Origin of the sequence: Streptomyces sp. NPDC087428 (genome assembly GCF_044744085.1) — a bacterium.
Lineage (GTDB): Bacteria > Actinomycetota > Actinomycetes > Streptomycetales > Streptomycetaceae > Streptomyces.
This window is the reverse complement of record NZ_JBIUXR010000032.1, coordinates 9,177-25,479: the sequence shown is the minus strand read 5'-3', so window position 1 is coordinate 25,479 and position 16,303 is coordinate 9,177. Positions and strand designations below refer to the sequence as shown.

Annotated in this window: 2 protein-coding genes; both read right to left on the bottom strand. The window is 74.1% G+C overall.

Annotation, left to right across the window (positions count from 1 at the left end; translation table 11 throughout):
• Positions 1 to 2: 2 nt before the first annotated feature.
• The gene (locus ACIO3R_RS39180; protein WP_402111894.1) at positions 3 to 4,898 is read right to left on the bottom strand and encodes a type I polyketide synthase; all 4,896 of its coding nucleotides are present in this window, start codon (positions 4,896 to 4,898) and stop codon (positions 3 to 5) included.
• Positions 4,899 to 4,986: 88 nt separating this feature from the next.
• Positions 4,987 to 15,762, bottom strand: a complete 10,776-nt coding sequence (locus ACIO3R_RS39175) for an SDR family NAD(P)-dependent oxidoreductase (protein ID WP_402111892.1) — start codon at positions 15,760 to 15,762, stop codon at positions 4,987 to 4,989.
• Positions 15,763 to 16,303: the final 541 nt, after the last annotated feature.

The following is a 16,303-nucleotide window of genomic DNA, read 5'->3' as shown; positions in this document are numbered from 1 at the left end:
TGTCAGGCGAGGCCGAGTTCCTGGTCGATGAAGGCGAGGACGTCGTCGGCGGAGGCCTCGTCGAGCGAGTCCCGCACGGCGGCCACCCCCGTTTCGCCGCTCTGGAGGGTGGTCAGGGTGTCGAGGAGGGTCTGTAGCCGTGAGGTGATGCGGCTGCTGCGGATCTCCTCGATGCCGAGCGCCCCGACGAGTTCCTCGAACCGGTCGACCTCCGCGAGGATCGGCGTCGCGGTGTCGTCGCTGTCGGGGAAGAGCCGGGTGTGCAGGTGGTCGGCGAGTGCGGTGGGGGTGGCGTAGTCGAAGACGAGCGTCGCGGGCAGTCGGGCGCCGGTGGCCGCGGTCAGGGCCTGGCGGAGTTCGACGGCGGCGACGGAGTCGAAGCCGAGGTCCTCGAAGGCGCGTTGCGGGTCGAGTTCGGACGCCGTGTCGTAGCCGAGCAGGGTCGCGACGCGGGTGCGTACGAGGTCGAGCAGCGCCCGGCCGCGTTCGGCGGCGGAGAGCCCGGCGAGCCGGGTCATCAGGCTGTCCGCGTCGGAGGACGCGGAGTCCGGCTCTGCGGACAGGATCTGCCGTACGTCGTCGAGGGCGTCGAGCAGGGGGCGGGGGCGGGCGAGCGTGTACGTGGGGGCGAAGCGGGACCAGTCGAACTCGGCGACGACGAGGTGGCTCTCGTCGTGCTCCAGGGCCTGCCGCAGTGCGCCGATGGCGAGTCGCGGGTCCATGGCGGGGGCGCCGATGCGTTCCATCACGGCGCTGAGTTCGGCGTCGACCATGCCGCCCTGCCAGGAGCTCCAGGCCACGGAGGTGGCGGTGAGTCCGCGGGCCCTGCGGCGGTGCGCGAGAGCGTCGAGGTGGGCGTTGGCCGCGGCGTAGGCGGCCTGTCCGGCGCTGCCCCAGACCGCGGCTCCGGAGGAGAAGAGCACGAAGGCGTCGAGGGGCCGGTCGCCGAGGAGGTCGTCGAGGTGCTGGGCGCCGGTGACCTTGGCGTGGCCGACGGCCGCGAACTCGTCGTCGGTCATCTCGGTGAGCGGTGCCATCCGCTGCATGGCGCCGGCGGCGTGCACGACGGTGGTCAGGGGCAGTTCCGCGGGTACGGCACCGAGGACCCGGGCCAGTGCGGCGCGGTCGGTGACGTCGCAGGCGGCGAGGGTCACCCTGGTCCCGTTCGCCTCCAGTTCGGCGGCGAGTTCGCGGGCGCCGGCGGCCGCGTCGCCGTGCCGGCTGAGGAGCAGCAGGTGCGGGACGCCGTCGGCGGCGAGCATACGGGCGACGTGGGCGCCGAGGCCGCCGGTGCCGCCGGTGATCAGCGCGGTGCCGTGGGACGGGCGGGTCCGGCTCGGGGCGCGGTCGCCGAGGGGGGCGCGGACCAGGCGGCGGGCGAGGATGCCGTCGGCGCGCAGCGCCACCGCGTCCTCGCCGGTGGCGCCCGAGAGGACGTCGCAGAGGCGGTGGAGGTCGGTGGGGCCCGGCTCGGCGGGCAGGTCCACGGTGCCGCCCCAGATGTCGGGGTGGTCGAGGGCGAGGCCGCCTCCGAGGCCCCAGAACTGGCTCTGTTCCGGGGCGGTCAGCTCGGTGGAGCGGGAGGCGGCGACGGCCGACTGGGTGGCGCACCACAGTGTGGGGGCGTCCGGGGTGTCGGCGAGGGCCTGCACGAGGGTGACGGTGGCCGTGAGTCCCCGGGTGAGGTGGGGGTGGGCGGGTTCGGGGCGGCCGTCGAGGGCGAGCAGGGACAGGACGCCGGCGGCGGGCTGTGCGGTGAGCCGGGCGGCGAGGTCGGCGCGGCTCTGTCCGGGGACCGCCTCGATGACGTGCGGGGAGGCGCCGCGTTCGATGAGCGCGGCCAGGACCGCGTTGACCGCGGGGGTGTCGGCGTGTCCTTCTGCGACGGCGACGAGCCAGGGGGCGTCGAGCGCGGTGGCGGGGGGTGCCTGTGTGGTGGCGGGCTGCCAGACGACGCGGTAGCGGAGGTTGTCGAGGGCGGCGCTCTCCTGGTGGAGGCGGCGCCAGCGGGCCATCGCGGGCAGGATCTCGCCGAGTGCGGTCTCGGTGACCGAGAGCCGGTCGGCGAGGGCGGCGACGTCCTGCCGGTCGACGGCCTCCCAGAACGCGGTGCCGGCGGGGTCGGCGGCCCCGTCCGTGCCGGTCCGGTCCTCGGCGCGCTCCAGCCAGTGGCTGCGGCGCTGGAAGGGGTAGGTGGGGAGAGGGACGCGGTGGGCGCCCCGGCCCGCGAAGAAGGCGTTCCAGTCGACGGCGGTGCCGTGCGCGTGGGCGTGGGCCACGGCGGTGACGAGGGTGTGTTCCTCGGTGCGGGCGCGGCGCAGGGCGGGGACGCAGAGGGTGTCGTCGTCGGGCGGCAGGCAGTCGGCCGCCATGGGGGTGAGTGCCGCGTCCGGGCCGATCTCGATGAGGACCCTGACTCCTTCGGCGTGCAGGGTGCGGATGCCGTCGCGGAACCGGACCGCCTCGCGGACGTGGCGGACCCAGTAGTCGGGCGAGGTCAGTTCGTCGGGGCCGGCGAGCCGTCCCGTCACGTTGGAGACGACGGGCAGCCGGGGTGCGTGATACGTCATCCGGGCGGCGACTTCCCGGAAGGCGTCGAGCATGGGCTCCATGAGGGGCGAGTGGAAGGCGTGCGAGACGCTCAGCCGCTTCGTCCGCCGCCCCAGGGCGGTGAAGTGCTCCGCGACGGCGAGCGTCTCCTGCTCCGTCCCCGACACCACCACGGCCGACGGTCCGTTGACCGCCGCCAGCGCCACGCCTCCGCCTTCGCTCTCGCCCTGGTTCAGCAGCGGAAGCACCTCGTCCTCCGACGCGGCCACCGCCACCATCACCCCGCCCGCCGGCAGCGCCTGCATCAACCGGCCACGCGCGACGACGAGTTCGGCCGCGTCCGCCAGTGACAGCACACCCGAGACGTGCGCGGCCGTGATCTCACCGACCGAGTGGCCGACCAGGAAGTCCGGACGTATGCCCCAGGACTCCACCAGGCGGAACAGGGCCGTCTCGACGGCGAACAGGCCGGCCTGGGCGAACATCGTCCCGTTCAACAGGTCAACGTCCTCACCCCACACCACCTCACGCAACGAACGCCCCAGCCGAGCATCCAGCTCCACCAGCACCGCGTCGAACGCCTCCGCGAACACCGGGAACGCCTCATACAGCTCCCGGCCCATCCCCAGCCGCTGCGCACCCTGGCCCGTGAACAGGAAGGCCGTCAGGCCGTCGGCGGCGGCGCCGGAGCCGGCCGACGTGACCGCGTCCGCGCACTCCCGGCCGGCCGCCAGTTCGGACAGCGCGCGCACCGCCGCGTCACGGTCCGCGGACAGCACCACCGCGCGGTGGTCCAGCCCGGCGCGCGTCGTGGCCAGCGAATAGCCGACGTCCGTCAACGACGCGTCCGGGTGCGCCTCCACATGGGCCAGCAGACGGCCCGCCTGGTCGCGCAGGGCGTCGGGGGTCCTGGCGGAGAGCGGCAGCGGGATCAGCGAGGACGTCACGGTGGGCGGGGCCTCCGCCTCGTCCTCCTCGGCAGCCGGTGCCTCCTCGATGATGACGTGGGCGTTGGTGCCGCTGAGCCCGAAGGCGGAGACGGCGGCGCGGCGGGGGCGTCCGTGGTCGGGCCAGGCGATGGCTTCGGTGAGCAGGGAGATGTTGCCGGTGGACCAGTCGGCCTTGGGCGTCGGGCCGTCCACGTGGAGGGTGCGGGGCAGGATGCCGTGGCGCATCGCCTGCACCATCTTGATGATGCCGCCGACGCCGGCGGCCGCCTGGGCGTGCCCGATGTTCGACTTGATCGAGCCCAGGTACAGCGGGCGGTCGGCGGGGCGGTCCTGGCCGTACGTGGCGAGCAGGGCCTGTGCCTCGATCGGGTCGCCGAGGACGGTGCCGGTGCCGTGGGCCTCGACGGCGTCGACCTGGTCGGCGGTGAGCTGGGCGGCTGCGAGGGCCTGGTGGATGAGCCGCTGCTGTGCCGGGCCGTTGGGCGCGGTGAGGCCGTTGCTGGCCCCGTCGGAGTTGACCGCGCTGCCCCGGACCACGGCGAGCACCCGGTGGCCGTTGCGTCGGGCCTCGCTGAGCCGTTCGACGACGAGCATGCCGACGCCCTCGCCCCAGCCGGTGCCGTCGGCGGCCGCCGCGAAGGACTTGCAGCGGCCGTCGGGGGCGAGGCCGCGTTCCTGGCTGAAGCCGACGAAGGAGGTGGGGGTGGCCATCACGGTGACGCCGCCGACCAGGGCGAGGTCGCACTCGCCGGTGCGCAGCGACTTGACCGCCCAGTCGAGGGCGACGAGGGAGGACGAGCAGGCCGTGTCGACGGTGACGGCCGGGCCCTGGAGTCCGAGGGTGTAGGAGATGCGGCCCGAGGCGACGCTGGCCAGGCCGCCGGTGCCGCCGTCGGTGGCGTAGTCGTGGTAGACGACGCCCGCGAACACGCCGGTGAGGGAGCCCTTCAGGGAGAGCGGGTCCACTCCGGCGTGTTCCAGCGCCTCCCAGGACGTCTCCAGCAGCAGGCGCTGCTGGGGGTCGGTCTCGCGGGCGTCCTTGGGGCTCATCCTGAAGAAGTCGGCGTCGAACCGGTCGGCCTCGTGGAGGAAGCCGCCCTCACGGGCGTAGGTGTGTCCGGGGGTGGCGGGTTCGGGGTCGTACAGCCCGTCCACGTCCCAGCCGCGGTTGACGGGAAAAGGCGTGATGCCGTCGCGGCCCTGCGCGACGAGTTCCCACAGCTGGTCGGGGGAGGTCACGCCGCCCGGGTAGCGGCAGCTCATGCCGACGATCGCCATCGGCTCGTGCACCTTGGCCTCGGCCTCCCGCAGGCGGCGCTTGACCTGCCGCAGGTCGGCCGTGGCCCGCTGGAGGTAGTCGCGGAGCTTGTCCTGGGTTGCCATCTGTTCCTCAACCAATCTCGGTGCGGGTGTCAGCCGTGCCGGGCGGAACCGGTGCCGTGACCGGCGGTGTGTGCGACGGGGCGGGAGCCCCTCGGTGGGCGTACTAGAGGAGTCCGATCTCCTGGTCCAGCACGTCGAACAGCTCGTCGTCGGTGACCGAGTCGAGTGCGTCGTCGTCCTGGTGCCCGGTGCGGATGCCGTCGTCGCCGTGGGTGTCCTGCCAGTGGCGCAGCAGCGCCTCCAGCCGGGAGGCGATGCGCGGGCGGTCCCCGGCGTCGGGGTGTGCGGCGGTGAGGAGTACGTCGAGCTGGTCGACCATCCCCAACAGGGTCTTCGCCTCGTCCTGTTCGTCGGATCCGTCGCCGATCAGTCCGGTGAGGTGGGCGGCGACGGCCCGGGAGTCCGGGTGGTCGAAGACGAGGCTGGCGGGGAGGCTGAGGCCGGTGGCGCTGCCGAGGCGGCGGCGCAGTTCGACGGCGGCCAGTGAGTCGAAGCCGAGGTCCTGGAAGGCCCGGTCGGCGCCGACCGCTTCGGGGGTGGGGTGGCCGAGCAGGGTCGCGACGTGCGAGCGGACCAGTTCCAGCAGGATGCGGCCCCGTTCGTCCTCGCCCCGTCCGGCGAGGCGTCGGTGCAGGTCGGCGGCGGCGGAGAGGCCGGAGCCCGGACGGGTCCCGGGGCGGCCGGGGGTGCGGACCAGTGTGCCGAGCACCGGTGGCAGGTGGCCCGCCGGTGCGCGCAGGGTGCCTTGGTCGGGGTGGAGGGCGAGCAGGGAGGCGGTCCGGGTGCGCAGCGCCTCGTCGAGGAGCGCGGTGGTGCGCTCAGCTGTCAGCGGCAGGAGCCCGGTGCCGGACTCCCGTGTGCCGTGCTCGTCCGCGGGGCCGCCGGGGGCGTCCGCCGGGGCGAGTGCGACGGCCGTGGCGGGGAGGCCGAGGGCGTGCCGGTGGCGGGCGAGGGCGTCGAGGAAGGTGTGCGCGGCGGCGTGGTGGGCCGCCCCGGCCCCGTGGACGAGGCCGTGGGTCGAGGTGAGCAGGACGAAGGCCGACAGGTCGTGACCTGCGGTGAGTTCGTGCAGGTTCCAGGCGGTGTCGGCGTGGTGGCGCAGTGCCTCGTCGAGGAGGTGCGGGGTGCGGTCGCCGATCGGTGCGTTCTCCCCGCCGGCGCCCGTGTGGACGACCGCGGTGAGCGGCCGGCCGTCGGGGAGCCCGGCCAGCAGGGCGGCGAGCGCGTCGCGGTCGGCGGGGTCGCAGTCGCTGACGACGAGTTCGGCGTCGGTGCCGTCCGTGAGCGCGTCCGTCTCCCCCGGTGCGCCGGCGCCGCGGGCGACGATCACCCGGCCGGCGCCGTGGGCGGTGACGAGGTGGCGGACCAGCGCCGTGCCCGTCGCGGAGGCCCCGCCGGTGACGAGGACCGTGCCGCCGGGCGGGAGGGTGCTCGCGTCGCCGGCCGGCGGCGCCGGGGCGAGTTGCGGGACGAGTACGGTGCCGCCCCGGACGGCGAGTTCGTCGGCGCCGTTGGCCAGCGCGTCCGGCAGCGCGGTCGCCGAGGCGTCCAGCCCGTCCACGTCGGCGAGGACGAACCGTCCGGGGTGCTCGCTCTGTGCCGCCCGGACGAGCCCCCACACGGCGGCGTGCCGGATGTCCGGTGCCGCGTCCCCCGCTTCGACGGCGTGCCGGGTGACGACGACGAGCCGGGTCGCTCCCCCGTCCGGTGCGTGGCGGAGGAACTCCCGCATTTGAGCGAGGACTTCGGCGGCGTGGGAACGTACAGCCTCCGGCACCCCACCGCCGTCGGCGGAAGGCGGCAGCGGCAAGGACAGGGACGGGGACGGGGACAGGGGCAGCAGGACGAAGTCGGGGGCGGGCCCGTCCCCGGGGTCGCGCGGGTCGAAGGCCGGGAAGGGGAGGCCGGTGCGCGGGTCGTCGAGGGGTCCGGCGGCGGCGAGCACGGCGGTCCTGGCTCCGAGGTCGGCGATGTCGACGGGTGCGGGCGCCCACTCCAGCCGGTAGAGCGCGCCCACGGGTGCGCCGGTGGTCAGTTCGGCAGGGGTGACGGGCTTCCAGGCGACGTCGGTGGCCGTCAGTACGGGCCGCCCCTCGCCGTCCGCGATGTCGAACGCCGCCCGGTCCGGGCCGGTCGGCCGGACCCGTATCCGCAGTGCGGTGGCGCCGGCGCGGTGCACCTGGACGCCTGTCCAGGTCGCGGGGCTCAGTGGCGCGTCGCCGGCCGGCTCCGTCCCGTCGGGCAGGGCCCCGAAGCGGGCCAGCTGGACGGCGGCGTCGAGCAGGGCCGGGTGCAGCGCGCACCGCTCGCGGGCGGTGTTCTCGTCGAGCACGGCGTCGGCGAAGAGTTCGTCCCCGCGCCGCCATGCGGCGTTGAGGGTGCGGAAGGCCTCGCCGTGACCGTGGCCGGCCGCGAACAGCCGGTCGTAGAGAACGCCCGGGTCCACCGGGGCGGCCCCTGGCGGCGGCCAGGCGGCCGGGTCGGTGGTCGTTCCCGCGGCCGGGTCGGCGGCGGGCGGGGCGAGGAGGCCGTGGGCGTGCCGGATCCAGACCGCGTCGTCGTCCTCCGGCCCCGTGCCCTGGGCCCTGGAGTGGATGTCGACCGTACGGCGGCCGTCGTCCGCGGGTGCGCCGACGGTGACCCGCAGTGCGGCGCCGGGACCGGCCGGCAGCGGCAGTTGCGCCGTCACGGTCAGCTCGTCCAGCCGGGGGCAGCCGGTCTCCGTTCCGGCGCTCAGGGCGAGGTCGGTGAAGGCGGCGGCGGGCAGGACGGGAGTCCCCAGCAGATCGTGATCGTCGAGCCAGGGCAGTTCGGCACGGTTCAGCCGGCCGGTCAGGAGGGCGCCGCCGTCGGGGAGGGCGACGAACGCGCCGAGCAGCGGGTGTTCCGTCGCGCCGAGTCCGGCGGCCGTGAGGTCGCCGCCGGTGCGTTCGGGCAGCGCCCAGAACGCCTCGCGGCGGAAGGCGTACGTCGGCAGCTGGACGCGGCTCGCCCCGCTGCCGGCGAAGAACTCCGCCCAGGCGATGGGGACATGACGGACATGGGCGTGCGCGAGGGCTCCCACCAGTTCCGCCGCCTCGTCGCGGCCGCGGCGGGAGAGCGGCAGGAACGCGGCGGCGGTCGTCCCGGGCAGGCAGGCGGGGCCGAGGGCGGACAGCGCCGCGTCCGGGCCGATCTCCAGGTACGTGGTGACACCGGCCTCGTCCAGGGTGCGGACGGCGTCGGCGAACCGTACGGATTCCCGTACGTGCCTGACCCAGTGGGCGGGGTCGGCGAGTTCGGCGGCGGTCACGACCCTGCCGGTGAGGGTGGAGACGAGCGGGACGGACGGCTCCGCCACCGTGATCCCGGCGGCCGCGCGGGCGAAGTCGGCCAGCATGGGTTCCATCAGCGGCGAGTGGAAGGCGTGCGATACCTTCAGCGGTTTGGCCGAGCGGCCGAGTGCGGCGAAGTGGTCCGTCACGGCCCGTACGGCGGCCGCGGTGCCCGACACGACGACGGATTCGGGGCCGTTGACGGCGGCGACGGCGGCCTCGCCGGTGAGGAGCGGTGCCACCTCGTCCTCGCTCGCCCGCAGCGCGGCCATCGCCCCGCCCTCCGGCAGCGCCTGCATCAGCAGGCCGCGTGCGGCGACCAGCCGGGCGGCGTCCGGGAGCGACAGGGCCCCGCAGACATGGGCGGCGACCAGTTCCCCGATGGAGTGGCCGGCGAGGAAGTCCGGGTGGACGCCCCAGGACTCCAGCAGCCGGAACTGGGCCACCTCGAAGGCGAACAGTGCGGCCTGCGTGTACCCGGTGCGGTTCAGCGCGGCTTCGTCCTCGCGGATGACGGCGGCGAGCGGCCGGTCGAGGTGGCGGTCGAGCGCGGCGACGGCCTCGTCGAAGGCCTGCGCGAAGACGGGGTGGGCGCGGTGGAGCCGCTCACCCATGCCGAGGCGCTGGGCGCCCTGGCCGGAGAAGAGGAAGGCGGTCGGTCCGCCGGCGGGGCGGCCGGTGTCCTCCGCGACCACGAGCGAGGCGGTGGAGCCCCCGTCCGCGAGTACGGCCAGGTCACGCAGGGCCTGGGCCCGGTCGGTGACGAGGAGGGCGGCGCGCTGTTCCAGGGAGGTGCGGGTGGTGGCCAGGGAGTGGGCCACGTCGAGGGTGCTCGCGCCCGGCGCGGACTCCAGATGGGCCAGCAGCCGCCCGGCCTGCCGGGCGACGCCCTCGGGCCCGCGGGCCGACAGCAGCCACGGCAGGGTGGTGGCGACAGCGGTGGCAGCGGTGGCAGCGGTGGTGGTGCTTTCGGTGACGCCGGGGGTGGCCTCGGGACCGGTGCCCGCCGCGGATCCGGGGGTGGTCTCGGGACCGGTGTCCGCCGCGGATCCGGGGGTGGTCTCGGGACCAGTGTCCGCCGCGGATCCGTGGGCGGCCTCCGGGGCTTCGATGATGACGTGGGCGTTGGTGCCGCTGATACCGAACGACGAGATCCCGGCGCGGCGCGGCCGGTCGAGTGCGGGCCACGGGCGCGGCGCCGTCAGCAGGGTGACGTCCCCCGTCTCCCAGTCGACCCGGGGCGAGGGCTCGTCCAGGTGGAGCGAGCTCGGCAGGACGCCGTGCCGCATCGCCTCGACCATCTTGATCACCCCGGCGATGCCGGCGGCGGCCTGGGCGTGCCCGATGTTCGACTTGATCGAGCCCAGGTAGAGCGGCCTGCCCTCGACCCGGTCCTGGCCGTAGGTGGCGAGCAGGGCCTGCGCCTCGATGGGGTCGCCGAGGGTGGTCCCGGTGCCGTGGGCCTCGACGGCGTCCACATCGGCGGTCCCGAGTCCCGCGTTCGCGAGGGCCTGGCGGATGACGCGCTGCTGGGACGGGCCGTTGGGGGCCATGAGCCCGTTGCTGGCACCGTCCTGGTTGACGGCGCTGCCGCGCAGGACGGCCAGCACCGGATGCCCGTTGCGGCGGGCGTCGGAGAGCCGTTCGATGACGAGCATGCCCGCGCCCTCGGACCAGGCGGCGCCGTCGGCGGCCGACGAGAACGAGCGGCACCGGCCGTCGCGGGACAGCCCGCGCTGCCGGGCGAACTCGATGAACGTCTCGGGGGTCGACATGACGGTCACACCGCCGACCAGGGCCAGCCCGCATTCGCCGGACCGCACGGCCTGGGCGGCCAGGTGCAGGGCGACCAGGGACGACGAGCACGCGGTGTCGACGGCCATCGAGGGCCCTTCGAGACCGAAGGTGTACGAGACCCGGCCGGGGCCCAGCGATCCGGCGGCGCTGTTGCCCGCGTAGTCGTGGTACATCGTGCCGGTGAAGACACCGGTCGTGGTGCCCTTGAGCGACAGCGGATCGATCGTCGCCCGCTCCATCGCCTCCCACGCCACCTCCAGCAGCAGCCGGTGCTGCGGGTCGGTGGTCAGTGCGTCGTTCGGGCTGATACCGAAGAAGCCGGGGTCGAAGTCGGCGGCGTCGTGCAGGAATCCACCGTGGCGTACGTAGCAGGTGCCGGGCCGGGTGGACTCGGGGTCGTAGAGCCGTTCCAGGTCCCAGCCCCGGTTGCGGGGGAACTCGGTGATGGCGTCGACACCGTCGTCGACGAGCCGCCACAGGTCCTCGGGCGAGCGCACCCCGCCGGGATAGCGGCAGGCCATGGAGACGATGACCACGGGGTCGTCGTCGGCGGACGACGCCGCGACAGCGGCTCCGGTGGCCGCGGTGCCGCTGTCGCCGCCGAGCAGGGTGTCCAGCTGTGCGGCGACCGCGCGGGCGTTGGGGTGGTCGAAGACCAGGGTGGCGGGCAGCCGCAGCCCGGTCGCGGAGGCCAGCAGGTTGCGCAGTTCCATCGCGGTCAGGGAGTCGAACCCGATCTCGGTGAAGGCCCGGTCGGGTTCCACGTCGGCCGCCGACCCGTGACCGAGTACGGAGGCCACCTGGGCCCGTACGAGGTCGAGCAGGGCCCGCGACCGCTCCTTCGGCGCCAGGGCGGCGAGGCCGGACCGGGGCTGCCGGGCGGGTGCGCCGGAGGCCGCGCGGGCCTTTCTGCGTACCAGGCCGGACAGGATCGGCGAGGGCGGCTCGGCCGTGCGCAGGGTCCTGAGGTCGAGCCGGACCGGGACGAGCAGTGCCTCGTCCGACTGCCCGGCCTCGTCCAGCAGGGCCAGGGCGTGGGCCGGGGCGAGGGGTTCCACCCCGGAGCGGCTCATGCGCCGCAGGTCGGTGGCGTCCAGCGCGCTCGCCATGCCGTCGCCGTCGGCCCACAGACCCCACGCGAGGGACTGCCCGGACAGGCCGAGCCCCTGCCGCAGGACGGCGAGGGCGTCCAGGAAGGCGTTGCCGGCCGCGTAGTTGGCCTGCCCCGGGTTGCCGAGGACCCCTGCCACGGACGAGAAGAGGACGAACGCGGACAGGTCCAGGCCGGCCGTCAGTTCGTGGAGGTTCCAGGCCGCGTCGATCTTCGGCCTCAGTACGCGGGCCAGCCGGTCGGGGGTGAGCGAGCCGAGGGTGGCGTCGTCCAGCACCCCCGCGCAGTGGACGACGGCGGTCGGCGGATGCGCGCTCAGCAGGGCCTGGGCGTCCTCCCGGTCGGCGAGGTCGCACGCGGCGACGGTGACGTCGGCGCCGAGGCCCGCCAGCTCGGCGCGGAGCTCGGCGGCTCCCGGCGCGTCGGGCCCGCGGCGGCCGGTGAGCACCAGCCGCCGGACGCCGTGCGCGGTGACGAGGTGGCGTGCGACGAGGGCGCCGAGGGTGCCCGTACCGCCGGTGACCAGCACGGTCGTGTCGCCGCCGAACGGGGAGCGCGACGGGGCATCGGCCGCGAGGGGGCGGTCCACACGGACCAGCCGGGGCGCCCACAGACCGGTTTCCCGGATCGCGAGCTCGGGTTCGCCGGAGGCGGCGACCGCGGCAACGTCCAGCGGCACGCCGGTGTTGATGTCGGTGAGCAGGATGCGCCCGGGGTTCTCCGTCTGCGCGGACCGCACCAGACCGGCGACGGCCGCCGCCGCCGGATGCGTGAGCGTCTCGCCCGGCAGGGCGACCGCTCCACGGGTGACCACGAGCAGCCTGCCGGCCGCGAACCGCTCGTCCGTCAGCCACTCCTGTACGACTCCGAGGGCGCGGGCCGTCAGTTCGTGGGCCCCGGCCACCATGTCATCGACGGGCGGCGGGCATTCCCAGACGAGGACGGCGGCCTCGGGCAGGGAGCCGTGGCCCCGGTCGTCCCAGTTCACGGCGGAGGGGGCGGGTGCGACGGGGGCGGGGGTCATCGTGAGCGGGGTCCATCGCACGGAGTGCAGGGAACCGCGCTGCGTCGTCCCCGCCGTCGCCGCGACGGCCACCGGCCGGGTGATGAGGGCGCCCACGGTGAACACGGGGCGTCCGTCCGTGTCCGCGCCGTCCACGGTGATGCTGTCGGGACCCGACGGTGCGATCCTCACGCGGAGCCGGGCCGCGCCCGTGGCGTGGAGCCGAACGCCGCTCCACGCGAAGGGGAGCCGCGCCGTTCCCTCGTCGCCGGGCGTCGTGTCGGAGCCGTCGAGGAGTGAGGCGTGCAGCGCGGCGTCGAGCAGGGCGGGGTGCAGACCGTACCGCGCGGCGTCGGAGGCCGCCACGTCCGGCAGGGCCACCTCGGCGAAGATCTCGCCGTCGCGCCGCCAGGCCGCGTCGAGCCCCTGGAACGCGGGCCCGTAGCCGTAGCCCTGCCCGGACAACTCGGCGTACACGTCGCCCAGTTCGACCGGGGACGCGCCCTCGGGGGGCCAGTTGGTGGCGTCGAATGCGGGGGCCGGCGTGTCCGGGAGGAGTACACCGTCGGCGTGCAGGGTCCACGGTGTGTCGCCCGCTTCGTCGTCCTCGTCCCGTGCGTGCACGGTGACGGTCCTGGCGCCGGTGCCGTCGTCGGCCCCTACCCGGACCCGGACCTGGACGCCGCCGCGGGGCGGCAGTACCAGGGGCGCCTGGAGGGTCAGCTCGTCGAGGAGGTCGCAGCCGACCTGCGCCCCGGCGCAGAGCGCCAGTTCGACCAGGCCCGCGCCGGGGAACAGGACGGACGCGCCCATGCGGTGGTCGGCAAGCCACGGCTGGCTGTCGAGGGAGAGCCGTCCTGTCAGCACGGGCCCGTCCGTGCCGGGAAGAGTGACGGCTGCGCCGAGGAGTGGGTGGTCGGTCGTGCCCAGGCCGAGCGAGCCGGGGTCGTTGCCGCCGAGTTCCGCTTCCATCCAGTACCGCTCGCGCTGGAAGGCGTACGTCGGCAGATCGACGCGCCGAGCCCCCGTCCCCTCGAAGTACCGGGCCCAGTCCACGGAAACGCCGGCCACATGCAGCTGACCCAGCGCCCCGACAGCCGTTGCCACCTCGGGACGGCCCTTCCGCACCAGCGAAACGAACAGCGCCGACTCCGCGTCCACCGACTGCTGCGCCATCCCGCTCAGCACACCGTCCGGACCCAGCTCGACGTAAGACGTGACGCCCTGAGCAACGACGAACGACACCGCGTCCGCGAACCGCACCGCCTCCCGGACGTGGCGCACCCAGTACTCCGCCGAACCCCAGCTCTCCGCCAGATCCCCGGACACGCCCGACACCACAGGGATCGACGCGGCGCCGAACGACAGCCCGGCCACCACCGCCCCGAACTTCGCCAACATGGGCTCCATCAGAGGCGAGTGGAAGGCGTGTGAGACGCGCAGCACGCTGGTCCTACGGCCCTGTCCGGCGAACTTCCCCGCCAGATCAGCAACCGCACTCTCCACACCCGAAACCACCACAGAACGCGGCCCGTTGACGGCCGCGATCCCCACCTCGCCGCTCAGCAGCGGAAGCACCTCGGCCTCCGTCGCCTCCACCGCCACCATCGACCCACCGGCGGGAAGCGCTTGCATCAACCGGCCACGTGCCACGACGAGTTCAGCCGCGTCCGGCAGCGACAACACACCTGAGACGTGCGCCGCAGCGATCTCACCCACCGAATGACCCACCAGGAAGTCCGGACGCACGCCCCACGACTCCACCAGACGGAACAGGGCCGTCTCCACCGCAAACAGCCCGGCCTGGGCGAACATCGTCCCGTTCAACAGGCCAACGTCCTCACCCCACACCACCTCACGCAACGAACGCCCCAGCCGGGCGTCCAGCTCCACCAGCACCGCGTCGAACGCCTCCGCGAACACCGGGAACGCCTCATACAGCTCCCGGCCCATCCCCAGCCGCTGCGCACCCTGGCCGGTGAACAGGAACGCGACCTTGCCCGCCGGCCGCACCGATCCCCGTACCACCGAGGCCGATGCCTCGCCCTCAACGAGAGCGGTCAGGCCCCGTACCAGCTCCTCACGGTCCGACGCCGCCACCACCGCACGGTGCTCCAGCACCGCACGCGACACCACCGACGAGAAACCCACATCCACCAGCGATGAAGCAGACCCGGCGACCTTGGACAGCAGCTTCGCCGCCTGTCCCGACAGCCCCGCCTCACTCCGCGCCGACAACACCACCGGCACCACCGGCAGATCGATCGAGGAGTCCGTCGCCGGAGCCTCCGCCACCGGTGCCTGCTCCACGATCACATGCGCATTCGTCCCACTCAGCCCGAACGACGACACCCCAGCACGACGCGGACGGTCCCGCCCCGGCCACACCCGCGACTCCGTCAACAACTCCACCGCGCCCGCAGCCCAGTCCACCTGCGTTGTCGGCACATCCACATGCAACGTCCTCGGCATCACGCCGTGCCGGATCGCCTGTACCGCCTTGATCACACCACCCACGCCGGCGGCTGCCTGGGTGTGGCCCAGGTTCGACTTCAACGAGCCCAGCCACAGCGGATCGTCCTCCGCCCGTCCCTGCCCATACGTAGCGAGCAACGCCTGCGCCTCGATCGGGTCGCCCAGCCGGGTGCCCGTGCCGTGCGCCTCCACCAGGTCCACGTCCGTGGTGGTCAGCCCCGCGCCTTCCAGGGCGGCGCGGATCACGCGTTGCTGGGAGGGGCCGTTCGGAGCCGTCATGCTGCTGGAGGCGCCGTCCTGGTTGATGGCGCTTCCGCGGACCACGGCGAGTACGGGGTGTCCGTTGCGCTGGGCGTCGGAGAGTCGTTCCAGCATGAGGACGCCGACGCCCTCCGAGCAGCCCGTGCCGTCCGCGTCGGCGGCGAAGGACTTGCAGCGGCCGTCCTTCGCCATGCCCCGCTGGTGGCTGAAGTAGAGGAACATGTCGGGCGTCGTCATCACCGTCACGCCGCCGACCAGCGCCATCGAGCACTCGTCGGACCGCAGCGCCTGGGCGCCCAGGTGCAGGGCCACCAGGGACGACGAGCACGCGGTGTCGACCGTGACCGACGGGCCTTCGAGGCCGAGGGTGTAGGAGACGCGGCCCGAGACCAGGCTGCCGCCGGTCGTCGCGGCGGCCTCGGTGCCCAGTGCGTAGTCGTGGTACATCAGGCCGGCGAAGACGCCGGTCCGGCTGCCCTTCAGGGAGAGGGGATCGATCCCCGCACTCTCCACCGCCTCCCAGGACGCCTCCAGCAGCAACCGCTGCTGCGGATCCATCCCCAACGCCTCACGCGGAGAGATCCCGAACACCCCGGCATCGAAATCAGCCGCGTCATACAGGAAACCCCCCTCACGCGTCACCGTACGATTCGGCTTCCCCGGCTCCGGATCGTAAAGCCCCTCCACATCCCACCCACGATCCACCGGAAAACCCGACACACCGTCCCGGCCCTCCACCACCAAATCCCACAGATCGTCCGGAGAACCCACCCCACCCGGATAACGGCACGCCATCCCGACAATCGCGATCGGCTCGCCACTGGACTTGCGTTCCGCGGCTGCCAGCCTCTTGCGCATGTCCCGCAAGTCGGCTGTCGCCCGGCGCAGATACTCGAGAAGTTTTTCCTCGTTACTCACCGAGCATGCCCTCCTGTGTCATGACGTTCAGCGGACCGCGGACCCGCGCAGTTGGCGGAATACAGCGAAAGAGAAGAGTGGGACCGGTCGAAAATTACGTCTCGGCGGGCATGTTTGCCCACCCCTTAGTCGTGTCCGGGGTCCCCACAATCCGGCCCCTGCCCCACCCCGGCGACCCCAGAGCCGGGGCGGGATCGCGGATCGGCCCCGGCGGGCGGGGCGCGCCGCACGGGGTGCCGCCCGGCTGTTCCCACCTGCGGCGGAGGGTGTGCCCATGGACGGGCGGTGCTGTGCTCACCGGCGCGGACGGCTTCGGTGCGGCGTTTTCATAGGGGCGGGTAGGGGTACTGGTTCGGGCCCGCCGGGGCTAGCGTCGGGGGCCGGTACCCCGTCTTGCCGGGCAGGTGGGCGGCCGACTGTTTTCCCGGCTCCGTTCCGGTCCCGTTCATTCGTTTCCGCACGGCCGGCGTTCGGGCGGTCCCTTCGGTCTCCATCCTTCGGTCTCCGTCCATCCGTCGTTGTCCGCAGGCGGGATTCGTGC